20 protein-coding genes and 1 riboswitch are annotated in these 21,946 nt (G+C 71.8%); of the genes, 11 read left to right on the top strand and 9 right to left on the bottom strand.

The annotated features are described in order from the left end of the window. Positions 1 to 184: 184 nt before the first annotated feature. Entirely contained in the window at positions 185 to 637 is a 453-nt protein-coding gene (locus tag AB0M88_RS38615) for a hypothetical protein (RefSeq protein WP_364110801.1), read from the bottom strand. Positions 638 to 1,092: 455 nt separating this feature from the next. On the opposite strand from AB0M88_RS38615, the gene AB0M88_RS38620 reads away from it, so the two are divergent. Beyond that, entirely contained in the window at positions 1,093 to 1,872 is a 780-nt protein-coding gene (locus AB0M88_RS38620; protein WP_364110802.1) for an inositol monophosphatase family protein, read from the top strand. On the opposite strand, the gene cydC is transcribed toward AB0M88_RS38620, so the two are convergent. The 3 genes from cydC to AB0M88_RS38635 are packed head-to-tail and all read right to left on the bottom strand — an operon-like array spanning position 1,856 to position 7,905. After that, positions 1,856 to 5,563 carry a thiol reductant ABC exporter subunit CydC gene (gene cydC / locus AB0M88_RS38625; protein WP_364110803.1) on the bottom strand — a complete coding sequence of 1,236 codons (3,708 nt, stop codon included), beginning with the start codon at positions 5,561 to 5,563 and terminating at the stop codon, positions 1,856 to 1,858. The two genes, AB0M88_RS38620 and cydC, sit on opposite strands and share 17 nt — an antisense overlap. Beyond that, a complete protein-coding gene (gene cydB / locus AB0M88_RS38630; RefSeq protein WP_364110804.1) occupies positions 5,560 to 6,534 on the bottom strand; it encodes a cytochrome d ubiquinol oxidase subunit II in 975 nt (324 codons plus the stop codon). Before cydB ends, cydC begins: the two co-directional genes overlap by 4 nt. A 9-nt stretch (positions 6,535 to 6,543) precedes the next feature. Continuing rightward, positions 6,544 to 7,905: a cytochrome ubiquinol oxidase subunit I gene (locus tag AB0M88_RS38635; RefSeq protein ID WP_364110805.1), complete on the bottom strand. Its 1,362-nt coding sequence runs from the start codon at positions 7,903 to 7,905 to the stop codon at positions 6,544 to 6,546. Positions 7,906 to 7,982: 77 nt separating this feature from the next. On the opposite strand from AB0M88_RS38635, the gene AB0M88_RS38640 reads away from it, so the two are divergent. From AB0M88_RS38640 to AB0M88_RS38650, 3 genes are all read left to right on the top strand, one after another. Next, a complete protein-coding gene (locus AB0M88_RS38640; RefSeq protein ID WP_364110806.1) occupies positions 7,983 to 8,348 on the top strand; it encodes a BlaI/MecI/CopY family transcriptional regulator in 366 nt (121 codons plus the stop codon). After that, positions 8,345 to 9,253: a M56 family metallopeptidase gene (locus AB0M88_RS38645; RefSeq protein ID WP_364110807.1), complete on the top strand. Its 909-nt coding sequence runs from the start codon at positions 8,345 to 8,347 to the stop codon at positions 9,251 to 9,253. Before AB0M88_RS38640 ends, AB0M88_RS38645 begins: the two co-directional genes overlap by 4 nt. A 122-nt stretch (positions 9,254 to 9,375) precedes the next feature. Further along, a riboswitch (cyclic di-AMP (ydaO/yuaA leader) is annotated at positions 9,376 to 9,517 on the top strand. A 15-nt stretch (positions 9,518 to 9,532) separates the two neighbouring features. Continuing rightward, positions 9,533 to 10,531 carry an NlpC/P60 family protein gene (locus AB0M88_RS38650; protein WP_364110808.1) on the top strand — a complete coding sequence of 333 codons (999 nt, stop codon included), beginning with the start codon at positions 9,533 to 9,535 and terminating at the stop codon, positions 10,529 to 10,531. Between the two features lie 74 nt (positions 10,532 to 10,605). Here AB0M88_RS38650 and AB0M88_RS38655 read toward each other — a convergent pair whose 3' ends face one another. Next, positions 10,606 to 11,949 carry a M1 family metallopeptidase gene (locus tag AB0M88_RS38655; RefSeq protein WP_364110809.1) on the bottom strand — a complete coding sequence of 448 codons (1,344 nt, stop codon included), beginning with the start codon at positions 11,947 to 11,949 and terminating at the stop codon, positions 10,606 to 10,608. An 18-nt stretch (positions 11,950 to 11,967) separates the two neighbouring features. Next, positions 11,968 to 12,411: a MarR family transcriptional regulator gene (locus AB0M88_RS38660; RefSeq protein WP_364110810.1), complete on the bottom strand. Its 444-nt coding sequence runs from the start codon at positions 12,409 to 12,411 to the stop codon at positions 11,968 to 11,970. Between the two features lie 53 nt (positions 12,412 to 12,464). Here AB0M88_RS38660 and AB0M88_RS38665 point away from each other — a divergent pair, with 53 nt between their 5' ends. The 4 genes from AB0M88_RS38665 to AB0M88_RS38680 all read left to right on the top strand — a co-directional run bounded on the left by AB0M88_RS38665 (position 12,465) and on the right by AB0M88_RS38680 (position 16,483). Further along, on the top strand, positions 12,465 to 13,541 hold the full coding sequence (locus AB0M88_RS38665; protein ID WP_364110811.1) for an epoxide hydrolase family protein: 1,077 nt from the start codon (positions 12,465 to 12,467) through the stop codon (positions 13,539 to 13,541). A gap of 45 nt (positions 13,542 to 13,586) precedes the next feature. Further along, positions 13,587 to 14,870: an AAA family ATPase gene (locus tag AB0M88_RS38670; RefSeq protein WP_364110812.1), complete on the top strand. Its 1,284-nt coding sequence runs from the start codon at positions 13,587 to 13,589 to the stop codon at positions 14,868 to 14,870. A gap of 35 nt (positions 14,871 to 14,905) precedes the next feature. After that, positions 14,906 to 15,964 carry a hypothetical protein gene (locus AB0M88_RS38675; protein ID WP_364110813.1) on the top strand — a complete coding sequence of 353 codons (1,059 nt, stop codon included), beginning with the start codon at positions 14,906 to 14,908 and terminating at the stop codon, positions 15,962 to 15,964. Positions 15,965 to 16,045: 81 nt separating this feature from the next. Further along, positions 16,046 to 16,483, top strand: coding sequence for an RDD family protein (locus AB0M88_RS38680; RefSeq protein WP_364110814.1), 438 nt, complete (start codon positions 16,046 to 16,048; stop codon positions 16,481 to 16,483). A gap of 56 nt (positions 16,484 to 16,539) precedes the next feature. Here AB0M88_RS38680 and AB0M88_RS38685 read toward each other — a convergent pair whose 3' ends face one another. Continuing rightward, the gene (locus AB0M88_RS38685) at positions 16,540 to 17,328 is read right to left on the bottom strand and encodes a class I SAM-dependent methyltransferase (RefSeq protein ID WP_364110815.1); all 789 of its coding nucleotides are present in this window, start codon (positions 17,326 to 17,328) and stop codon (positions 16,540 to 16,542) included. Positions 17,329 to 17,470: 142 nt separating this feature from the next. Between AB0M88_RS38685 and AB0M88_RS38690 the strand changes: the two genes are divergently transcribed. Beyond that, positions 17,471 to 18,169 carry an ABC transporter ATP-binding protein gene (locus AB0M88_RS38690; protein WP_364110816.1) on the top strand — a complete coding sequence of 233 codons (699 nt, stop codon included), beginning with the start codon at positions 17,471 to 17,473 and terminating at the stop codon, positions 18,167 to 18,169. After that, entirely contained in the window at positions 18,166 to 19,674 is a 1,509-nt protein-coding gene (locus AB0M88_RS38695) for a hypothetical protein (RefSeq protein WP_364110817.1), read from the top strand. The genes AB0M88_RS38690 and AB0M88_RS38695 overlap by 4 nt, the downstream gene beginning before the upstream one ends. Before the next feature lie 235 nt (positions 19,675 to 19,909). On the opposite strand, the gene AB0M88_RS38700 is transcribed toward AB0M88_RS38695, so the two are convergent. Further along, a complete protein-coding gene (locus tag AB0M88_RS38700; RefSeq protein ID WP_364110818.1) occupies positions 19,910 to 20,308 on the bottom strand; it encodes a nuclear transport factor 2 family protein in 399 nt (132 codons plus the stop codon). Between the two features lie 91 nt (positions 20,309 to 20,399). Here AB0M88_RS38700 and AB0M88_RS38705 point away from each other — a divergent pair, with 91 nt between their 5' ends. Then, on the top strand, positions 20,400 to 20,909 hold the full coding sequence (locus AB0M88_RS38705; RefSeq protein ID WP_364110819.1) for a helix-turn-helix domain-containing protein: 510 nt from the start codon (positions 20,400 to 20,402) through the stop codon (positions 20,907 to 20,909). 565 nt (positions 20,910 to 21,474) lie between these two features. Here AB0M88_RS38705 and AB0M88_RS38710 read toward each other — a convergent pair. Next, positions 21,475 to 21,867 (bottom strand): SCO5389 family protein, encoded by a 393-nt coding sequence (locus AB0M88_RS38710; protein ID WP_364110820.1) that lies wholly within the window; start codon positions 21,865 to 21,867, stop codon positions 21,475 to 21,477. Between the last annotated feature and the right edge of the window lie 79 nt (positions 21,868 to 21,946).

Genomic DNA, 21,946 nt, shown 5'->3' on the forward strand with positions numbered 1-21,946 from the left:
CCGGGGTGGGGCGCGGCCCCCGGCCTGGGTGGACCTGCGCGCCCCCCCGCCGCCGGATCGGGTGACGCGCTGTGCGGGGGTCGCGGCCGGTGGGCCGGAGGTGCGGCCGCCCGCGCGGGACGATCCGGGTGTCGGGCTGCCTACGACGGCGGGCGTCGGCCGGGTAAGGACGTCTACGGCCAGGCTATGACTGGCTGGGCGGGTGGGCTGCGCCCAGATGGGCGCGGCCCAGGACGTACGCCTCGAGGAGTGACCGGCCCCGGTAGCTTGCCGTCGCCCGGTTTTCGAGGTGATGGTCGGCGTTGACGGCGACCGTGGCGGTGAGGTGGGCGAACAGCGGCGCGTCGGAGAGTGAGTCGCCGTAGGCGACGCAGCGTGACACCGGCAGGTCGCCCCGTAGCTCTTCGGTGAGCCAGGTGCCGCCGTCGACCGCCGCGGCCACGATCTCCGGGATGAGGTTCGCCCAGAGGCCGTGGATCGCGGCGGCGAAGCCGGCCGTGTCGAGAGCGCCGGCCGTGAAGCGGGCCTCCAGAGCGCGCAGCTCGGACTCGCTGCCGTGCGCGGCGGCGATCTGGAGGCTCGCGGTGGTGCCGGACAGCAGCGTGCCATCCATGTCGAAGATGTGCAGCGCGGTCACTCGCTCAGTCCCGGACGTAGTAGTGGCCGTTGGTGTCGTCGAAGCGTCCACCGGAGCGGCAGCAGCGGCGGAAACCGGCGCCCGGAGCCGCACGGGCAGGGGTCGTGGCCGCCGAGTTTCTCGACGAGTTCGGTGTCGTGGCCGACGGTGCGGTGGCCGCGTTTGACGTGGGTCTCGCTAGAGGGAACCCCCGGCGGCGCTTGCTGGTCGGCTCAAAAGGACGCGTCGGTGTCGTGGTCGCGGCGCATGGTCGGCTCCCTGGGTGTCGGATCGGCGGGACCGTATACGGATATCAGCGAGCCTCGGCCCGGCGCCACCGAATTGTCGCGCCGGGACACGGCCGGCGGGGCAAGAGCGGGCTTCCACGCGTACGGGAAATTGAAGCTCTCGTGGCACTGGGGTGACGTGATGGTCCAAAGCCGCCGGGCGGCCTCGCCGCCCGGCAGGATGGCGGTGTGGAGACGGATCTTCAGCTGGCGCAGCGGGCGGCCCTGGTCGGGGCGGCGGTGGCGCTGAAACATTTCGCGGCGCTGGCCGACCTGCCGCGGGAAGTCAAGGCCGACGGGTCGATCGTGACGGCGGCCGACCGGGCGGTGGAGGCGGCGATCCGGGAGGTTCTCGCCGATGCCCGGCCGGACGACTCGGTGCTCGGTGAGGAAGCGGGCGAGAGCCCCGGGGCGGCCGACCGGCGCTGGATCATCGATCCGATCGACGGCACCCGGCTGTTCGTGGCCGGGGACGACCGCTGGCTGGTGCTGATCGGGCTGGAGGAGCGCGGCGAGATCGTCGCCGGCGTGGCGGCGCACCCGGCGCAGGGCAGCGTCTGGTGGGCTACGCGGGGCGGTGGGGCGTTCGAGGGGCGCGTGGTCGGCGGGCGGGTGGTCGCCGACACGCCGATCCGGGCCGGTGGCTCGGCGACCGAGCCGGCCGGGAGCCGGGTCGGGATCGTGCCCGAGGACTGGGGACTCGACCTCGTGGCGCCGCTGGTCGCCGTCGCGCCTCCCCAGCCGTGGACGATCCACCCGGCGCTGATGGTCGCCCGCGGTGAGCTTGATCTTGCCGTGCAGACGGGCGGGCAGATCTGGGACTTCGCGGCCACGTCGCTGATCGTGACCGAGGCCGGCGGCAGCTACAGCGGGTTGTCGGGCGATGAGCGTCCGGGGGCCGGGGCGTCGGTCTACGCGCGGGACCCGGCCCTCCGCAAACAAGCCCTGGAGCTCATGTCAGGCTCATGACCTCGGCGTTCTCCAGGCCTTCGGTGCGGTGGGTGAGCACCAGGACGGTACGGCCGTCGGCCGCGTCGAGCAGGTCGGTCATCAGGGCGCGGGCGGTCGGCTCGTCGAGGCCCTCGGTGGGTTCGTCGAGGATCAGCAGTTCGGGGTCGGCCAGCAGGGCCCGCGCGGTGGCGAGGCGCCGGGCCTGACCACCGGAGATCGTGCTGCCGCCGGTGCCGAGCCACGTGTCGAGGCGGTCCGTCCACTCGCCCAGGCGCACCCGCCGGAGGGCTCCGCGGATCTCGTCGTCGGTTGCGGTGGGCTTGGCGAGCCTCAGGTTCTCGCGGATCGTGGACGCGAAAATGTGGTTGGTGTCGTCGCCGATCAGGACGATGCGGCGCCGGATCTCGTCTTCCGGGAGCCGGCGGATGTCCTCGCCGTCGATCGTGATGGTTCCGCTCTTCGGGTCCAGGAGTCGCGCGAGGACCATGCCGAGGGTCGATTTGCCCGCTCCGGAGCGGCCGGTGATCGCGAGTTTCGTGCCCGGTTCGAGATCGAGGTCGAGGCCTTTGATCGTTGGGTTGGCTCCCCAGCCGGCTTCGAGTCCTCGGATCGTGATTGTGGATGGCGGTCGGAAATTGTCGGGGGTGGGTGGTTTGCTCGTCCCCTCCCAGACCGGGGTGGGGGCGGTCCGGGGGGCCTCGAAGATCACTGATCTTGGCTCGGCCAGCAGATCGGACAGCCGCCGGTCGGCCCCGGCGGCCCGCCTCCGCGCCACGGCCGCCTCCGGGAGCCCCAACGCCGACTCCCCGAGAACCACCAGCCCGAGCAGCACAACCCCGGCCCACTCGTGGCTGAGCCCCGCATGCCCCAACGCCAGGGCGGCCCCGGTCACCGCAACCCCCCAACCCAGATGCGCCAGCGCCCCGGCACCCCCGGCCGATCGCGCGGCTTGCGCCTCGCGGGCGGCCAGCTTCCGGCTACGCCGATCCGGTACGCCCGCACCCCGCCACTCTTCGATACCGTCGACCGTCTCCACCATGGCGTCCCGCAGTTCGGCGCGGGCCTCGGCGGTCACCCGGTCATGCCGGGTCGCGTGCCGGGCGGCCACGACGGGCGCCAGCCCCCCGGCGATGAGCAGGCCGGCCCCGACGGGCAGCGCGGTGGCCGGGGCGATCAGAGCGGCGGCGCCCGCCCCGAGAGCGAGCGTGATCCAGCCGGCCCGGACCGGCAGGCGACCACGGAGCAGGCCGTCGACCTGGGCGTCCACGTCGTCGACCACCTTGGTGAGCAGATCGCCGCGGCGGCGGAGCTTCGCCCCCGGAACTCGAGGGATCAAGGCCTGGTAGACGCGGGCGCGGCGCTTGCCGAGCCGGGCGAAGGCGACGTCGTGGGAGACGAGGCGCTCGAGGTAGCGGAGAAGCGGGCGGGCGACCGCGCTGCCGCGGACGAGGACGACCGCGGCTGAAAGGGTGAGGACGGGTGGAAGCGAGGCGGCCCGGATCAGCAGCCAGGCGGCGGCGCCGGTCAGGACGAGGCCGGCGAGGGAGGAGCCGGTGCTGAGGGCGACGGCAACCGAGGGGCGGCGCCAGCGGTTGGTGGGTTGCCGGTTGCCGGCAGCTTCGGCGCGAAGGGGCGTGTGCTGGCCGGCAGTGGGCTCGTCGGGTGTGCGCTGGTCGGCCGTGTCCTGGTCGGCAAGGCTCTCGTTGGCCGTGCGCTGGTCGGTCCCGCGCTGGTCGGCCGTGCGCTGGTCGGTCCCGCGCTGGTCGGTCCCGCGCTGGTCGGTCCCGCGCTGGTCGGCCCTGCGCTGGTCGGCCCTGCGCTGGTCGGCCCTGCGCTGGTCGGCCCCGCACTCATTAGCCGCCTGCTCGTTGGTCGCGTGTTGGCTGGACGTGCGGTCGCCCGGCATGGCGGCCGGCTCCGGGTGGGCGCGGGACGCCGGCGCCGGCGGCTTGATGTCGACGATCCGGTCGGCCGCGGCGATCAGGGCCGGGCGGTGTGCGGCGACCAGGATGGCGCTGCCCTCGGCGGCAGCCCGGTGGAGGCGGGCGATGACCAGCTGTTCGGTTTCGGGGTCGAGGTGGGCGGTCGGCTCGTCGAGCAGGAGCGTCGCCGGGCCCTGATAGAGCGCCGCCGCCAGCGCGAGCCGATGACGCTGCCCGGCCGAGACGCCGGCCCCGTGTTCACCGAGTGGGGTGTCCAGGGTGATCGAACGGCCGAGTTCAGAGTTCGCGCCGCCGATTGTGGACGACGGGGAAAAATTGTCAGACCCACCTGCTTGAGTGGACCCCGCCCAGCGCAGGGTGGGGGTGGAGCGCAGCGTGGGCGCGGGCGCGGAGTCCAGCGCGGGCGCGGAGTCCAGCCCGGGCGCGGAGTCCAGCGCGGGCGCGGGCCTGGACTCCGACGTAGGGGCGGGCTTGGCGTGCAGCGTCGACTGCGGCCCGGCCAACCCCACCCCTTGCAGAGCCCCCTCGATCGCGCCCGCCGGCGTGCCCTCGGGGAAGAGGTCGGCCACCGTGCGGGCATGCGGCAGCGACGGATTCTGCGGCACATAGACCGGAGCCCCGTCCAGCGCGACCGTCCCCGCGTCCAGCGGCTGGAGGCCGGCCAGCGCTCGCAGAGCCGTGGTTTTCCCCGCGCCCGACGCCCCGGTCAGGGCCACGATCTCGCCCGCGCCGACGACCAGTTCCGGGAGCGACAGGGCGTCGTGCGGGGCACCGGCGTACCGGACCCGGAGGCCCGCCGCGGCCAGGCCGGGGTGATCTCCGGCCGGGAGGGCCGGCGGCAGGTCGGTCAGCACCTCGTCGACGTCGGTGATCACGGCGGTCGCGTCGGTGGCGGCGTGGTAGCGGGCGGCCATCTCGCGCAGCGGCCGGTAGACCTCGGGGGCCAGCAGGATGATCAGCAGGGCGGGGGGCAGGGAGAGGTGGCCGGCGGCTACGCGGAGGCCGGTGGAGACGGCGATCAGGCCGACCGAGAGGGTGCCGACGAGGTCCAGGGCGGTCGAGGAGAGGAAGGCGACGCGGAGCACGCGCAGGGTGGCCGCGCGGTGCTGGTCGGTGAGGTCTTCGATGACGGCGGTCTGGCGGTCGACCCGGCCGAAGGTGCGGAGGGTGGCGAGGCCGCGTACGACGTCGAGGAAGTGGCCGGCCAGCCGGGTGTCGGCCTGCCAGCGCTGCTGGGCCCGGGCCTGGGTGGCCCAGCCGATCAGGGCGCCGAGCACGGGGATCAGCGGCAGGGTGGCCAGGGCGATGAGGGCCGAGGCGGGGTCGACCCAGAAGATGGCCAGCAGCACCAGCGGGGGCAGGGCGGCGCCGAGGATCACCGCCGGAAGGTAGCCGGCGAACCATGGGCGTAGCGCGTCCAGGCCGCTGGTCAGCAGGGCGGTCAGGCGGCCGGAGCCGAAGCCGGCCACCCAGGCCGGGCCGCGGCGGGCCACGGCCCGCACGAGGGAACGGCGCAGTTCGTCGCTCACGCTTGCGGCCGTACGGTGGGCGACCACCTGCTCGGCCCACGCCAGCCCGGCCCGGGTGGCGAACGAGGACGCCAGCAGGATGACCGCCGGGGTGCGTGAGCCGGTCAGGAGGACGGTCAGCGCCACGGCGACGGCCACGGTGGCGAGCGCCTGGCCGACTCCGATGACGGCGAGCAGGGCGATCCCGCCGCGGCTGTACCGGGCGTGCCGCAGAAGGCGCGGGTCGACGGGCTTCATGACGGGATCCGGTCGCTGGCCACGCGCTGGCGGAAGATCCAGTAGGAGAAGGCCTGATAGGCCACCACTCCGGGCAGGACGATCAGGCCGGCCACGGTCATCAGGTGCAGGGTGGAGTGGCTGGCGGCGGCCGCGGTGCTGGTCAGCGACCACGCCGGGTCGAGGGTGCTGCGGAGCACCACCTGGCCGTGGGCGGTGAAGACGGCCACCACCGTGGCTGCCACGCCGAGTGCGGTCGCGGCGAACGACCAGGCCTCGCGGCCGGCCCGGGCCAGCAGGGCGGCCACGAAGCTCAGGGCGGCCGCGGCCAGGACCGTCCGGGAGCCCGTACCGATGCCGGCGACGACCAGCGTGACGGCGCCGCCGGTGCCCAGCCGTCCGGCGAGCTTGCGGGCCCGGCCCCGGAGGGGGCCGCTGGTCCGCAGGCTGAGGAAGGTGGCTCCGAGCAGGGCCGCCGCGAAAAGGGCGGCGAGGGCGCCGAGGAGGCCGGTCCAGGAGAGTACGGGGGAGAGGCTGCGCCCGTGCCCGGCGACCGAGCCGTCGGGTCGCAGGGCCAGGCCGCGGGTGATCACCGCGAGCAGCGCGCCCCAGACCGCGACGACGCCGGCCGACGAGAGGGCGAGCAGGGCGTCGGCCCGGCGGCGCCAGCGGAGGCCGTCGCCCTTGCCGCGGAATTCGAGGGCTACGCCGCGGATCGCCAGGAGCAGCAGGATCGCGGCGACCGGCAGGTAGAGGCCGGAGAGCAGGGCCGCGTACCAGCCGGGGAAGGCGGCGAAGGTGGCGCCGATCGCGGCGACCAGCCAGACCTCGTTGCCGTCCCAGAACGGGCCGATGGTCTGCACGGCGGCGCCGCGTTCGTGGTCGTCGTGGCCGAGCAGCGGGCCGAGCAGGCCGACGCCGAAGTCGAAGCCTTCGAGGACGAAGAACAGCACCCAGGCGAGGACGACGACCGAGAACCAGAAGGTGATCACAGCGGCTCCTCAGTAGGTTACGGACATTTCGGGTTCATCGACCGCCGCGGGCGCGGGTGACAGGGGCTGCCGTGACAGGTGCCGCACGAGGCGGAACCAGACGACCGCGACGATGCCGTAGACGACGGTGAAGCCGGCCAGCGACGCGAGCACCTCGGAGCTGGTCAGGCCCGGGGAGATGCCGTCCGCGACCTTGGAGATCCCGAAGGCGATCCAGGGCTGCCGCGCGGTCTCGGTGAAGATCCAGCCGATCGTGTTGCCGGCCGCCGGCAGGATCGGGATCAACGGCAACCAGCGCAGGAGCCAGCCGGGAGCCTCCCGCTCCCGGCGGGTCCGCCACAGGAAGTACGCGGCGACGAGCGCGGCCAGCATGCCCACGCCGATCATCAGCCGGAACGACCAGAACGCGACCGGGATCATCGGGACGTAGTTGCCGGGGCCGTACTGGGCGGCGTACTGGGCCTGGAGTTCGTCGATGCCCTGCACGGTCGCGCCGGGTGAGCCCTTGGCCAGGATCGACAGCAGGCCGGGGATGTCGAGCGCGAAGGACGGCAGCGGCTTCCCGGTCGTCACCAGCGAGAAGGGCGCGCCGGACGTGGTCGTGTAGAGCGCCTCGGCGGCGGCCATCTTCATCGGCTGCACCTGCGTGATGACCTTGCCGAGGTGGTCGCCGGTCAGCGCGGTCGCCGCCCCGCCGGCCAGCATCAGCCAGGCGCCGAGCCGGGACAGGGGCCGGAAGCCGGGGTCGGCCGCGCGGCGCCAGACCGCGATCGCCAGCAGCAGCGCCCCGCCGATCATCGCCGCGCCGCTGAGGGTGTGCGGGAAGGCGGCCAGGTTGACCTTGTTGAGCAGGAGTTCGCGGAACGAGGTCAGGTGGGCCCGGCCGGTCACCGGGTCGAGCGAGTACGCGACCGGGTTCTGCATGAAGCTGTTGCCGGCCAGGATGATGAACGCGCTGAGCACCGTGCCGAGCGAGACGATCACGATGGTCGCGGCGTGGGCGAGGCGGGGCAGCCGGTCCCACCCGAAGTACCAGAGCGCGAGGAACGTGGCCTCGAGGAAGAACGCGAGCATGCCCTCGATGGCCAGGGTCGGGCCGAACACGTCGCCGTAGAACCTGGCGAACGCGCTCCACCCCATGCCGAACTGGAATTCCTGCACGAGGCCGGTGACGACGCCGACCGCGAACGTGACGATGAGCAGTTTGCCGACGAATCTGGTCAGGTTCTTCCACAGGTCGCGCCGGGTGCGCAGCCAGGTGATCTCGAGGCCGGCGGCGACCGCGGCCAGGCTGATCGACATCGGCACGAAGAAGTAGTGGTAGATCGTCACCACCGCGAACTGCAGTCGCGTCAGGTCGAGTACGTCCATGCGATGAGCCCCCTCTACGACATTCCGTAGTAGATACTACGACGTGTAGTACGACGCCGTGCAGTAGACTCGGTCACATGGCCCAGAGGAACGGTCTAGGCGACCTGGAACGCGAGGTCATGGCGCAGTTGTGGGCGGCGACCGGACCCATGACCGTGCGGCAGGTGCACGAGCGGCTGAGCAGAGACCGCGACCTGGCGTACACGACCGTGATGACCGTGCTCGACCGCCTGGCCAAGAAGGACGTGGTCACCCGCCAGAAGGCGGATCGCGCCTATCTGTACGCCCCGGCGCAGTCCCGCGAGGAGATGACCGCCGCGGTCATGCTCGACGCCCTGACGACGAGCGGCGATCAGGACGCGGCCCTGGCGTACTTCGTCGGCCGGTTGCCCCCGGAGGCGCTGGCCGCCGCGATCGAGGCGGCGAAGAGCCAGAACCGGTGACCGCGCTACTGCTCGGCGCGCTCGGGCTGACCCTGTCGCTGCTCGTGCCCGGCCCGCTCGCCCGGTCACGCTGGCCCGACCGGGCGCCGCGCGCCGCCGTACTGCTCTGGCAGGCGATCACCCTGGCCGCCGTGCTGAGCGCGCTCGGCGTGGTGCTCGCCGTGCCGGAGGAGCTCACCCGGGCGTACGGCTCCCGCAAGCCGGTCGTGGCCGGCGCCCTCCTCGTCGCCCTGGCCGTCGCCGCGCTCATCGTCGCCCGGCTGCTGATCTCGCTCTGGGGGGTCACCCGGCGGTCGCGGGCCCGGCGGGAGCGCCACCGGCTGCTGGTCGACCTTCTCGACCGGGCCGAGCGGCGCCACGAGATCGGACCGGATCACCTGCGGGTGCTCGAGGGCGCGCTCCCGCTGGCCTACTGCGTGCCCGGGCGCGAGCCACGGGTCGTGCTCAGCGACGGGGTGCTGCGGGTGCTCGACCGGGCGCAGGTCGACGCGGTCCTCGCGCACGAGCAGACCCATCTGCGGCACCGCCACGACGTGGTGATGGAGTCGTTCACCGCCTTCTATCGCGCGGTGCCCGGGGTGTTGCGGAGCCGGGTGCCTCTGGACGCCGTACACCTGCTGTTGGAGATGGTGGCCGACGATGCCGCGCGGCGCGTCGCCGGGCCCGGGCCCCTCTCGGCCGCGCTGGAAAGGCTGACCGACGCGGTCCCGCTCACGGAGGACGCCGAGCCGGACGCGTGGGGTGACGCGCGTCGCAGGAGGCTGGACCGGCTGGCCGCGCCGCGCCCCGAGTCGCCCGGCCTGAGCCTTGTCGCGGGACTAGGGGCGGTGTCCCTGCTGGTGCTACCCACCGTCATCCTGGTCGTGCCCTGGCTCGACCGCGCGCTGGAGCAGTGGCCGTTCTAGGCACTCTGCGTAACCGGTGGTATGCAGGCAGTTTCCCAGCCGCGTCGGCTTCAGTTAAGGCAATGATCGGGAGTACGGTGGTCCCCGGTTCGGCAGCCCCCCATCGTCCATCCGGCCGATCTGACGGACCACCGCCTAATCGTCGTTGTTGTCTGGCGAACCGGGGACCCGAGCAGTTGGGGTGAAGCCGTGCACTTTCGCGGCCGGGCGCGCTTCCCGCTCGAACCCGTCAGCTAACCCGGTCGGCGGCATGAGGGAAGAAAGGACAACGCACGTAACGTGAAACGGAACGGGGCGCGCCGCGCCGGAATGCTGCGCAGCCTGCTCTGCCTCGTCGCCGCGGCCGGCGTAGTTGTCACCGCACCGGCCACCGCGGCACTCGCGACACCCTCGCCGTCCAGTGTCGAGGCACAGATCGACACCCAGTGGAATCAGCTCGAGCCGATCATCGAAGATTACAACGATGTGCACAGCAAGTTGATCAAGAACCAGGCTCAGCTGAAGAAACTGTCCAACCAGCTCACCCCGCTCCAGGTCCGGGTGGATGTCGCCCTGTCCTCGGTTCGCGGCCTGGCCACTGACGCGTACAAGCAAGGTTCGCCGAGCGCGATCAGTGCCATGTTGATGAGCGGGTCGACGAACCAGCTGACCGACAAGCTGGGTCTTCTCGACCAGCTTGCGCGGCACCAGCAGGCACAGATCGCCGGCGTTGCCAAGCTGCGCGACCAGTACGCCAAATCCAAGCAGGACCTTCAGCTTCTGACCGATTCCATCGCCGCCCGCGATGCCGATCTGGCCCAGAAGAAGAAGGCCATCAATGTGAAGATCGATGCGCTGCAGAAGCTGCGCATCAAGGCGTACGGGGCGACCGGTGGAGACGACGGACCCTTGAGGATCGGGCCCTGCCCGGTCACCTACAACAATGACGCGGGCGGTAAGGCGGCGCGCAAGGCGTGCTCGCTGATCGGCAAGCCGTACGTCTTCGGGTCTGACGGCCCTAACACGTACGACTGCTCCGGCCTGACGAAAGAGGCGTGGGCGACCGTCGGCGTGACTCTCGACCACTACACGAAAGACCAGTGGAACGAGGGCAAGTCGGTGAGCCGGGGCGACCTTCAACCGGGCGATCTGGTGTTCTTCTTCCCCGGTTCGTTGCACCACGTGGCCATCTATATCGGTGGTGGCGAAGTGGTGCATGCTCCGCACACGGGTGACCATGTGCGGATGGCGGTGATGGACAAGGTGGGTCCGATCGCTGGTTACCGGCGTCCGGGCTGACCCTCGTCGAGGCAGAAGCAGTTCTGAAGGGGGCCACCGCAGTCGGTGGCCCCCTTCATGCTGCTATCCGTCTTTCATCCGTCGACCCGGTGGGACGACCAGAACGAGGTCAGGTCGGTCGGGCCGGCCGCGGCCTGGGCGGCGGCCTTGAAGTCGGCGACCGTCGAGACGCCGTACCAGTGCGCGGCGGCGTACGACTTGAGCAGGTTGGTCATCGCGGTCGTGCCGATCAGGCGCCGCAGGTCGTGCAGCGTGCACTTGCCGTAGCCGTAGACCACGGTGCTGTAGCGGCTCGAGTGGGCGTCCCAGTAGGCCATCGAGTTGGTCAGCCGCTCGGCGCTCGACTGCCACGTGATCCCGCAGCCGGAGCCGGTCTTGTTGAAGTACAGGTCGGTGGCGTAGTCGGTGAAGCCCTCGTCCAGCCACGGCGTGGTGTACTCGTCGTCCCCGACGATGCCGTAGAACCACTGGTGGCCCAGTTCGTGGGCGAGCGCGGTCGAACTGACCACGTCGAGCACGAATCCCGGATATTCCATGCCGCCGAACCAGAACCCGTTGTCCAGGACCACGTCGGCCTCGGCGTACGGATAGGCGCCGAACCGCCCGGAGTGGGCGTCGAGCGCCGATGTCGCCGTGCTCAGCATCGAACTCGCGTTTCCGGCGCTGACCGAGCTCACCCGGTAGACGTTGACCTTGACGCCGCCGGCCGTGGTCCCGGAGGTCTTCACGAACGGCCCGGCCGCCCAGGCGAACTCCCGCACCTGCTTGCCGACCGCGGTGGTGATCGTGCGGCCGCTGGTGCCGGCCCGGTCGGTCGAGGACCCGGTCGCGGGCACCGCCATCGAGCTCGGGTGGTCCAGCGTGACCGTGTAGTCGCTGGACAGCGCGTAGAACGACTCGCCGTTGTTCGTGTACGGGTCGAGGTGCCAGCCGGCCGCGTCGCGGATCGCGAGCACCGGCAGCGCGTTGCCGATGAAGTAGTAGCCGCCGTCGTGCCCGAACCGGTCGACCCCCGCGGTGACGACGATCGACAGGTCGAAGCCGATGCTGCCGGTTCCGCCCTGCGGCACTGCCGCCGGGAGCGTGATCTTCAGGGCGGTGCAATTGACGGTCAGTGCCGAGGCGGTGCCGCCGGTCACGTTGGTGACGGTGACCGGGGTGGACGGGCAGGAGCCGTGCGCGTTGTCCCAGAGCCGCAGGTAGACCTCGGTGAGCGGGGTCGCCGAGGCGTTGCTGAAGGTGACGCTCTCGTGGCCGGTCCAGGTGCCGCCGGTGGTGTTGCTGGTCAGGTTGACCGTGTAGGCCGGGGTCGCCGGCGTGCGGGTGGAGTCGGTCGCGGCCGCTCGCGCCGGGGTGGCCGGCGCCGCCAGCATGGTGCCGGCGAGGGCGAGCAGAGCCGGTAACGCTCGTCTAATCATTCGACGAGCATGGATGTCTCAATCGTCGCCGGGCAACGGGGGAATCCCTTGTCGGTGATGGTCGAGCAGCTTGCCGAGCAGGGTGGCGAGCGCACGCCTCTCGGCCTCGTCGAGCGGCTCCAGCAACGCGTCCTGGACCTCCTGGGCGCTGCGCGCGAGCTGGGCGGAACGCTTACGGCCGGCCGCGGTCACGCTGATCACGTTGCGCCGGCGGTCGGCCGGGTCGGGCGCGCGGGCGACGAAACCCCCCTCTTCGAGCTCGTTCAGCGCGGCGACCATGTCGCTCAGGTGGATTCCCGTACGCCGTCCGAGCGCGGCCTGGCTCGCCGGGCCTTCCTCGATCAGTGAAGCGAGCAGCCGGTAGTGGTAGCCGCGGGCGCCGACCCGCGCGAATCCGTCGGTGACCAGGCGGTGGGCGTGGGCGGCGGTCTGGGTGAGCAGCCAGCTCGGTAGGGGATCCACGTGGCCAGAATAACATTTGCCGGTCAAACGTTAATGCGACTAACGTTAGCCGCATGAACGAATTCCGATACCGCGTCTCCCCGTCCGACCTCGACGACCTCAAGCTCCGGCTCGACCGCACCCGCTGGCCCGACGAACTCCCGGACGTCGGGTGGTCGTACGGCATCCCGGTCGAGCGGGTCCGGGCGCTCGCCGGCCTCTGGCCCGGCGTCGCCGCCTCCTTCGCCGCCGACGGCTTCGTGACCACGATCGACGGGCAGAACGTGTACTTCGAGCACTTCCGCGCCCCCGACCCGGACGCGCTGCCACTGATCCTCACCCACGGCTGGCCCGGCTCGACGGCCGAGTTCCGGCACCTCATCCCGCTGCTCCGGGAGCGGTTCCACCTGGTGATCCCGGCGCTACCGGGCTTCGGCCTCTCCGGCCCGACCACCGCGACCGGGTGGGGCCAGGAGCGGGTCGCGCGGGCCTGGGCCACGCTGATGGACCGCCTCGGCTATTCGCGTTACGGCGCCCACGGCGGCGACTGGGGCTCCGGCATCTCCCGGCTGCTCGGCGCGGTGGCGCCCGACCGCGTCGTCGGCGTGCACGTCAACTATCTGCCGACGCGGGGCGCGCCCGACGGCCTGTCCGAGCCGGATCGGGCCCGCCTCGAGCGCACACTGGCGCTGGCCGGCACCCGGCATCCACACCAGTGGCAGTTCCTGACCGCGCCGCAGACCATCGCGTACGCGCTGAACGACTCGCCGGCCGGGCTGCTGGCCTACCTGGGGGAGAAGTTCACGATCTGGGCCGACCCGGCCACGCCGGTGTCCGACCAGGACATCCTCGCCGACGTCCTGCTGTACTGGGTCACCGGAACCGCCGGCTCGGCCGCCCGGCTGGTCAAGGAGAGCGGCTTCGGCGGCCCGGTCCCGCTGCGGTCGCCGCTGGGCGTGGCGGTCCTGCCGCGCGACATCACGCAGTCGATCCGGCCGCTGCTCGAGCCGTCCCACGACATCCGGCAGTGGACCGAGTTCCCCCGGGGCGGCCACTTCGCGGCGCTCGAGGTGCCCGGCCTCCTGGCCGCCGACATCACCACGTTCTTCGACCTGGTCGCCGGAGGCACGCCCGGTGCGCCGGCCATTTAGCGGGCCGCCGAATCTTGTCGCACGGCGCGGGCATAATTTGCTGTCATGAGCGACTCGCCCCTCATCGACAGTCTCGCCGCCGCTGTCGAGGCCCGGCCCGACGACCTGCCGCTGCGCCTGCACCTGGCCGAGCTGCTGGTGGGGGCCGGGCGCGGCTCCGAGGCGATCGGGCACGCGGCGCAGGTGCTGGCCCGCGAGCCGGGCAACACCGCGGCCCAGAGGCTGATGAGTTCGGCGCTGGGCGGGCCGGCCGCCGTGAGTGAGGAGTCGCCGGGCGGTCCCGTTGCGGTCGGGGGAGCCGACGACGCGTACGAGATGCCGGCGAAACCACCCACCCAGGGTGACGGCATCGACTGGGCGGCGATGGAGGAAGATCTCGGCGACATCGTGCCGCCGCGCTTCGCGCGGGCCGACGACGAGCCGGAGCCGGTGCGCGGGCCGGCCGACCGGGTCTTCGACGTCGAGACCGCGACGATCACCCTGGCCGACGTGGGCGGCATGGAAGAGGTCAAGAAGCGGCTCGAGATCGCGTTCCTGGCCCCGCTGCGCAACCCCAGGCTGCGCACCCTGTTCGGCAAGAGCCTGCGCGGTGGCCTGCTGCTCTACGGTCCGCCGGGCTGTGGCAAGACGTTCCTGGCCCGCGCGGTGGCGGGCGAGATGGGCGCGTCGTTCATCTCGCTGTCGATCACCGACGTGCTCAACATGTGGGTCGGCAGCTCCGAGCGCAACCTGCACGACCTGTTCGGTTCGGCGCGGTCGCACGCGCCCTGCGTGTTGTTCCTCGACGAGATCGACGCGCTCGGCCACAAACGGTCCCAGCTCAACTCGTCGTCGATGCGCACCGTGGTCAACCAGTTGCTCACCGAGCTCGACGGCGTCGACGGCAACAACGACGGCGTGTTCGTGCTGGCCGCGACCAACGCGCCGTGGGACATCGACTCGGCCCTGCGCCGGCCCGGCCGGCTCGACCGCACGGTGCTGGTGCTGCCGCCCGACAAGCCGGCCCGGGCCGCGATCCTGCAATACCATCTGCGCGACCGCCCGGTCGCCGGCATCGACCTGGGCAAGGTCGCCGACGCCACCGAGCACTTCTCGGGCGCCGACCTCGCCCACGTCTGCGAGACCGCGGCCGAGTTCGCGATGCGCGACTCGATCGCCACCGGCGAGATCCGCATGATCTCGCAGCAGGACATGCTGACCGCGGCCCGCGAGGTGCGGCCGTCGACCGACGGATGGTTCGCGACCGCGCGCAACGTGGCGATGTTCGCCAACGAGAGCGGCGAATACGACGACCTGGCGGCCTATCTCAAGAAACGGAAGATGCGATAACCGACGCCTTCTACCGCGCGCACCGGCTGGCCGAGGTGGGGCGGTACACCGAGGCCGAGCGGGTCGTGCGCGACGGGCTCGCGGTCGACCCCGCCAGCGGGCGGTTACTGAGCGTGCTTGCCTGGGTGCTCCGGTTGCGCCGCGACTACCCGGGCGCCCTGGCGGCGGCCGACGCCGCGGTCGCCGCTGACCCGTCGCTCGCCGACGCCCACGCCGAACGCGCCGAGACCCTGATCTCCCTGCTCCGCGCCGCCGACGCGGTCTCGCCGGCGCGGGAGGCGGTCCGGCTGGCCCCGCTGCGGCCGTCCGGGCACCTGGTGCTGGCCCGCGCGCTGTCGTCGGCCCGCCGCCGGGAGGAGGCGCGGGAGGCCGCGGCGCACGGGCAGCGACTCGATCCGTCGTCGGTGGAGGGTCTGCTCACGGTCGCCGAGGTCGACCGCGAGGCCGGCCACCACGACTCGGCGTTCGCGGCGGCCCGGGCCGCGCTCGCGCTCGATCCGGCCAACCCCTATGCGCTATGGCTGGTCGCCATGCTCGACGCCGAACGCCTCCGGGTCCGCCGCTCGATGCGGGTGTTGCGCGACGTGGCCCGCGACAACCCGGCCCGCACCGACGTGCTGGCCATGACGTGGCCGATCCGGGGCGTCCTCGGTGGACTCCGGCGTGGCCTGCCGCTCGGCGCCGCTCTGGTCGGTGTCCTGATGCTGGCCGCGATGCGCTGGCCGTTCGTCGGCGACTTCGCCCGCCTACTGTCCGTTGTGGTCGCTCTCGTGCTGCTCGGCTTCGCGCTGCGGGTGCTGGTCCCGGCCGGGCGCCTGCCCTGGCGGTGCCTGCGCCTGGTGCCGCGGCTCACCCGCCGCGGCACGGTCGCCGGCCTGGTCACCGCGGGCGTGGCGGTCACGCTGCTCCTGGCGTACGCGGTGAGCACCTGGTGGATCCTCGCGCTCGTGGCGTTCCTGCTCAGCGGTCCGATGTGGATGTTCGGCCTGCTCGAACTGCTCGGCGCCGGCCTCGACCACCCGGGCTACCGGCACGCCCTGCTCGACCTGGCCGGCGACTTCCGCTCGTGGTGGCGCTCGATCCGGCGCTGGTAGACGCCCGCTTCCCGGCATGGCCGTGTACTGCTTGACTGCTCTGGGTATGACGGCAATCGCCGTCCATCGGGAGGAAAAGTCATGGCATATACGCAGGTTTCCAATGATGTGCGAGTAACCGGGCGCCGGGTCGTCGCCACCATCATCGACGGCATCATCTTCGGGATCGTCAGCTCGATCCTCAACGCCATCTTCGGCACCAAGAGCACCGGCTCGGGCTTCAGCTACACGAGGCTCTCGACCGGCGGCAGCCTCGTGCTGCTCGTCGTCGTCGTCCTCTACTACGTTTTGATGGAAGGCATGCTGGGCCGCACCGTCGGCAAAATGGCCACCGGCATCCGCGTCGTCCGCGAAGACGGCACGACACCGCCGGGCGTCGGCCCCGCCCTGATCCGCACCCTGCTGCGCATCATCGACGGCCTGTTCGCCTACCTGGTCGGCTTCATCATCGTGCTGTCCTCGGACCGGCGCCGCCGCCTCGGCGACATGGCGGCCAAGACCCAGGTCGTGCGCGCCTGAGTCCCCCACCAGCCCGGCGGCCGGCCCACGGGATCGGCCGGCCGCCGGCAACACCGTCACCCGAGCCGAAAGACCCCAGACGTGGCCGGACGATTCGGCGGTGAAGGGCGCACCCGACCAGCCGGCGTAACGGGACTCCAGGCGAGCCGAGCTGGTCGGTCACCAGGTCGCGTACGTCGTCCGGCCGCAGGAACCCCCGCGTCAGGAAACCCGGCCAGCCGGCCCATCAGGTCGAGTTCGGACGGCCAGACATAGCGGTGCGCGCTGCGGAACAGCGTCGCCTCCCGCCCCCGGTCGAAGCGGAGATGGTGGGACACCAGACCCCGGTGGAGCACGTCGACAGTGTCCACGCCGAGGTAGCCGGACGACGACTCGAAAACGACGCCGCCCTTCCCCGGCGGCAACGCCCGAAGGTCCGGCACCTCCACCTCGACGACGAACCGGCCGCCCGGCGCCAGGTGACGGGCCGCGTTCCGGAAGCACGTCACCTGCGCCTCCTGGGTCAGCAGCGTGGAGATCGCGTTGTAGACGACGTAGACCAGCGCGAACGGGCCCGGCACGGAAGCGGTCGCCATGTCCCCGACGACGACCGGGATCGGTGCCTTGGACCGCAGCCGCGCGATCATCGCCCGCGACGAGTCGATGCCGCTGACCGCCACACCTCGCGCCGCCAGCGGCACGGCGATCCGCCCGGTGCCGATCGCGAACTCCAGCGCCGCCCCAGCGTCGGCCAGACCGGCCAGGAAATCGACCGCTGGTAGGACGACAGCGGGCTCGAACATCCCCTCGCCCGGAGTGTCGTACTCCTCGGCGGCCCGGTCATCCCACACCTCATCAGGCAACATGCCCCCACGACTACCGCCGAAAGGCCGACGCGTCCACCGATTGAGCCGTCGAAAGTCGCATCCCGGAATCGGACCGCGGGCCGATGAGAACGCCGGCCCGATCCCATAGCTTCGGCGTGTGCTGACACAGGGGACAGAGACGATGAGGCTCGCGGTGCGCGAGCTCTCCAAGACGTACGCCGACAAGCGTGCCGTTGATCGGCTGAGTCTCGACCTCGGGCCCGGGGTCGTCGGGTTGCTCGGCCCCAACGGGGCCGGCAAATCGTCGCTGATGCGCGTGCTCGCCACCGTCACCCGCCCGAGTGCGGGCGTGGTGACCTGGAACGGCCGTGACATCGTCGCCGACCCGGAGCCGTTGCGCCGCACCCTCGGCTATCTCCCGCAGGACTTCGGGGTCTACCCACATCTGAGCGCCCGCGAATTCCTCACCTATCTGGCCGCCGCCAAGGGGCTGACCGCCCGCTCGGCCAAGGCCCGCATCACTGAGCTGCTGCAGCTGGTCAACCTGGCCGACGTGGGCCGGCGCCCGCTCGGCGGGTTCTCGGGCGGCATGCGGCGCCGGGTCGGCATCGCCCAGGCGCTGCTCAACGACCCGCGGGTGCTGATCCTCGACGAGCCGACGGCCGGCCTCGACCCGGAGGAGCGCACCCGGTTCCGCGATCTGCTGGCCGACCTGGGCCGCGACCGCATCGTCATCCTGTCGACCCACATCGTCTCCGACGTCGAGGCGATCGCCGGCCGGGTCGCGATCGTCTCCGGCGGCCGCCTGCTCTACGACGGCCCGTCCCGGGGCGACCTCGAACAGCTCTATCTCGCCACGGTCGCCGGGGCACGGCGGTGATCGCGGCCCTGGCCGCCGCCGACTTCCGGGAGCGGTCGCGGCGCCCGGCGTACGCGGTGGTCCTGCTCGCCGCGGTCGCCCTCGGGGTGCTCGCGCTGCCCGCCGCCGATTCGCACTGGCAGATCTTCCAGCTGGGTGACTATCGGGGGAGCTACTCCTCGGCGTACGCGGGCACCGTGACGGCCTTGGCCGGCGCGGTCTGGCTGTCGCTCGCCGGGTTTTACGTCGTCAAGAACGCGGTCGCCCTCGACGTCGACACCGGCGTCGGGCAGGTCCTGGCCGCCACCCCGTTGCGCCGCGCGCCCTACCTGGCCGGCAAGTTCGCCGGCAACCTGGCCGTCCTCGCCTCGATGACCGCCGCCCTGGCCGGCACCGCCCTGGTGATGCAGCTGTGGCGGGGCGAGGACCGCCACGTCGCCCCGGCCGGCCTGCTCGCCCCGTTCGTGCTGATCACGCTCCCGGCCCTCGCCCTCACCGCCGCCGCGGCCGTCCTCTTCGAGACCGTCCCCGGCCTGCGCAGCGGCACCGGCAACATCGTCTGGCTGTTCCTGTGGATGACCGGCAGCATCGGGCTGCAGGCGGGCGGCGGCCTCGACGTCTTCGGCCTGGGCCACGTGATCACCTCGATGCGCGCCGACGTCGTGCGCACCTTCCACGATCACCGCCCGTTCGACTTCGGCGTCGGCCTGGTCGAGCGCGACACCCCGCTGAAGGTCTTCCCGTGGTCCGGATCCTATGTGGACGCCCAGTTCCTGACCGAGCGCCTGGTCCTGATCGCGATCGCGGTCGCCCTGGCCGTGCTCGGCGCCGTGTGGTTCCACCGTTTCGACCCGGCCCGCGCCATGCCCCGCCGCCGCGCCGCGACCCACCCCGCCGAGCCCGCCACCCGCTGGGAGTTCCCCGCCCGGCGTCCCGCGACGGCGGCCCGCCTCGGCCCGGCCGGCCCCCGCCTGGTCCGCACCTCGCTCCGCGTCCTGCTGGCCGGCGTCTCCCGGTGGTGGTGGGCCGGCACCCTGGTGCTGAGCCTGATCGCCGCCGTGGCCCCGTCCCGCGACATCGCCCCGGCCCTGCTCCCGCTGTGCTGGGTCTGGCCGGTGCTGCTCTGGTCCCGCCTGGGCACCCAGGAAATCGACGTGCTGGCCGCCTACCCCCACCGCCGCGCCCAGACCCTCGCGACGTGGCTGGCCGGCGTCCTGCTCACGGCGATCACGGGCGCGGTACCCCTCGTCCGCCTGCTGTCGTCCGGCGACAGCCGTGGCGTAGCGGCCTGGTGCGCGGGCGCCCTCTTCATCCCGGCGCTGGCCTACCTCGCCGGCTCGCTGACCCGCTCGTCACGGCCGTTCCAGGTCCTCTACCTGCTCTGGTGGTACGCCATCCTCAACGGCGCCACCCCGATCAACTTCATGGCCGCGGCGGGGCCGAATCCCGCCCTGGTCGCGGCCTGCGCCCTGGCCCTGTTCTTCCTGACCGCCGCATGGCGGGACCTCCGACACGCCCGGCGCTGAAACTCGCGCGTCCGGCCCGGGGGATGGTGGCTTCGTTTCGCGAGTTTCGGTGATACGTACCATCGTCGAGGAAGCAGCTGGTCTATTGAATGCCGAGTTCCTCACCCCGGCTCAGGGACGCTCCTCCGTACAACAGTCATGACGCGGCTGAGCCGCGGCGTGACTCGGCGCATGGCGGGACGATGGTGGCCCGGTTCGAGCAACCTTTCCCTGGTCGACGAACTCAATTGTGCATTCAGGCCTGCAGTGGTACTCGGCGCAGCCGGATCGTGCGCCGGGTGATCCGCCACCCGGCCGGCCCTGCGTGCAGCGTGTCCTCATAGACGACGCTGCCGCAGTGCCCGTCGGTGCCGATGCCGATGCCCTTGCTGATCGCGTGGACGGTGCCGTCGTCGCCCTCGGACAGCACAATGTTGGTCACATGGTGCCCGACCGGGTGTTGCTCGATCGCACGGACAGCTTCGTTCATCGCGGCCAGTCCGGCCCGCACGCCGAGCCCGAAGTCGCTGAGGTCGAACTCCGCGTCCGGCGTGAACAGCTCGTCCATCCGTTCGAACGCACCTTGGTCGGTGAGGTGGCCGTGCATGTTGATCAGGTCAGTGATGGCTTGCCGGTCGCTCGCGGTAAGGGCCATCGGATCCTCCCGTACGATCGAAGTGGGGACGCCCCCATTTAAATGGGGATCTCCCCGATTAGCAACCGTGTTCCTCGCCGAAGGAGACGCCATGGCCCGAGCGGACGCCGCGCGAAACGCCGACCGGTTGCTTTCCGCGGCCCGTGAGCTGCTCTCCGAGCAGGGCCCCGAGGTGCCGCTCGACGAGGTGGCGAAACGGGCCGGCGTCGGCAACGCCACCCTTTACCGCCACTTCCCGACCCGGGCCGACCTGCTCGTGGCGGTCTACGCCGACGAGGTCGACCGTCTGGTCCGGCTGGGCGCCGAGGCCGACCTCTTCACGTGGCTCGGCGCTTATGTCGAGCATGTGAGGACCAAGCGCGCCCTGGCCGTCGCCGCGACCGACGGGCCACCCGGCCGCCGCGCAGAACTGTCCGGCCGCTGGCACCAGACGATCACGGACACCGCCACCGCGCTGGTCGCCCGAGCCGCCCCGCAACTGCGTCCCGGGCTGACCGCGAGAGACCTGCTCGCGCTGGCCACCGGCGTAGCACTGACCGCGACCGACCCCGACAGCGCCCGTCGGCTGATTGCCCTGGTGCGGACGGGCGTGCAGCGCTGAACCGCAAAACTTGCCAACGCCGGGCCGCAGACCCGTCCCTGGCACGCAATACCGAAGCATGAAGCGTTCGGCAAGGCCGAACGATATCCGGATGCGCCGCCGACAAGGCGCGTCCGTCTCCGAGACCCGTCACCGTGCGTTGGTGCCGAAACTCACGAACAACGCCAGTTGAAGATGGGTGCGCTTCGCGCTGGCTGGGGCCGGGCCAGCCGCGCTTCGCACAGATCGGGCTTGGGGCAGCCCTGACCGGCGGGCTTCGGGTGCGGGAGCTGCCCGTCGCCTGCGCGAGCTTCGGTGCCCGGAGGTTTGCCGGCCGCGTGTGCAAGGTTGGCCGCGGTGGGTGGTCGAAGCAGCAACCACCCACCGCCTCGCATCGAACCGGATAGGGAAGGCTCCGGCACCCGCGGCGCTCCCGCCCCGGATGCCGGAGGTCGGCGACCGCGCCCGCACGGAGACCGCGAACGCACGGCGACTGCGACCGCCGTGGTCAGCGCGCGACCACCCGCCGTCTCGCATCGGGTGGGGCGTGTGACTCGTGTTCAGCGCCCGCGAGCGCCGGCCGCCCTCAGCAGTTGCGGAGTTCGGGGGACTGGTTCAAGAGCTGCCCGCGTGGAGACACGAACGCCTGGTGGCGGGCGCCCCCGACCGCGTCGAACGGGAAGGCGGCCACGCGGTGGCAGTTCTGGAAGGCGAGCTTGGCGCCGAAGTGGCGTTCCAAACCGCCTCGGATGGCGTCGCTGGCCAGGGCGCGGAGCAGCTGGCCGCGCTCCGCCTCGGACGGCGGCGGGATTTCGTGGTCGGCGAAGTCGGTGTTGCCGTCGCGCAGGTCGGTCATGACCTTGCTGACGACTTCCCAGGCGTAGGGCAGTGACTCGCGGACGCAGCCGACGAACTCGGCGTCGGACACCTCGCCGCGTTCGGCGGTGGCGAGCAGGTCGGGGGAGACGTTCAGTGACATGGCTTGTCCTTTCGGAGAGAAAGTGTGCGAGGAACACTCTCCTGGAAACGACAACCGTTTTCAACAACGACACGCCTAG

Source organism: Actinoplanes sp. NPDC051411 (assembly GCF_040682075.1).
In the GTDB taxonomy this organism is placed as follows: Bacteria; Actinomycetota; Actinomycetes; order Mycobacteriales; family Micromonosporaceae; genus Actinoplanes.

What these genes read in the sequence shown, in the direction of transcription:
- cydC (WP_364110803.1), bottom strand. Translation starts at nt 5,563, where the DNA reads ATGAAGCCCGTCGACCCGCGCCTTCTGCGGCACGCCCGGTACAGCCGC.
- AB0M88_RS38705 (WP_364110819.1), top strand. Translation starts at nt 20,400, where the DNA reads ATGGCCCGAGCGGACGCCGCGCGAAACGCCGACCGGTTGCTTTCCGCG.
- AB0M88_RS38710 (WP_364110820.1), bottom strand. Translation starts at nt 21,867, where the DNA reads ATGTCACTGAACGTCTCCCCCGACCTGCTCGCCACCGCCGAACGCGGC.
- AB0M88_RS38685 (WP_364110815.1), bottom strand. Translation starts at nt 17,328, where the DNA reads ATGTTGCCTGATGAGGTGTGGGATGACCGGGCCGCCGAGGAGTACGAC.
- AB0M88_RS38670 (WP_364110812.1), top strand. Translation starts at nt 13,587, where the DNA reads ATGAGCGACTCGCCCCTCATCGACAGTCTCGCCGCCGCTGTCGAGGCC.
- AB0M88_RS38665 (WP_364110811.1), top strand. Translation starts at nt 12,465, where the DNA reads ATGAACGAATTCCGATACCGCGTCTCCCCGTCCGACCTCGACGACCTC.
- AB0M88_RS38635 (WP_364110805.1), bottom strand. Translation starts at nt 7,905, where the DNA reads ATGGACGTACTCGACCTGACGCGACTGCAGTTCGCGGTGGTGACGATC.
- AB0M88_RS38655 (WP_364110809.1), bottom strand. Translation starts at nt 11,949, where the DNA reads ATGATTAGACGAGCGTTACCGGCTCTGCTCGCCCTCGCCGGCACCATG.
- AB0M88_RS38690 (WP_364110816.1), top strand. Translation starts at nt 17,471, where the DNA reads ATGAGGCTCGCGGTGCGCGAGCTCTCCAAGACGTACGCCGACAAGCGT.
- AB0M88_RS38680 (WP_364110814.1), top strand. Translation starts at nt 16,046, where the DNA reads ATGGCATATACGCAGGTTTCCAATGATGTGCGAGTAACCGGGCGCCGG.
- AB0M88_RS38700 (WP_364110818.1), bottom strand. Translation starts at nt 20,308, where the DNA reads ATGGCCCTTACCGCGAGCGACCGGCAAGCCATCACTGACCTGATCAAC.
- AB0M88_RS38640 (WP_364110806.1), top strand. Translation starts at nt 7,983, where the DNA reads ATGGCCCAGAGGAACGGTCTAGGCGACCTGGAACGCGAGGTCATGGCG.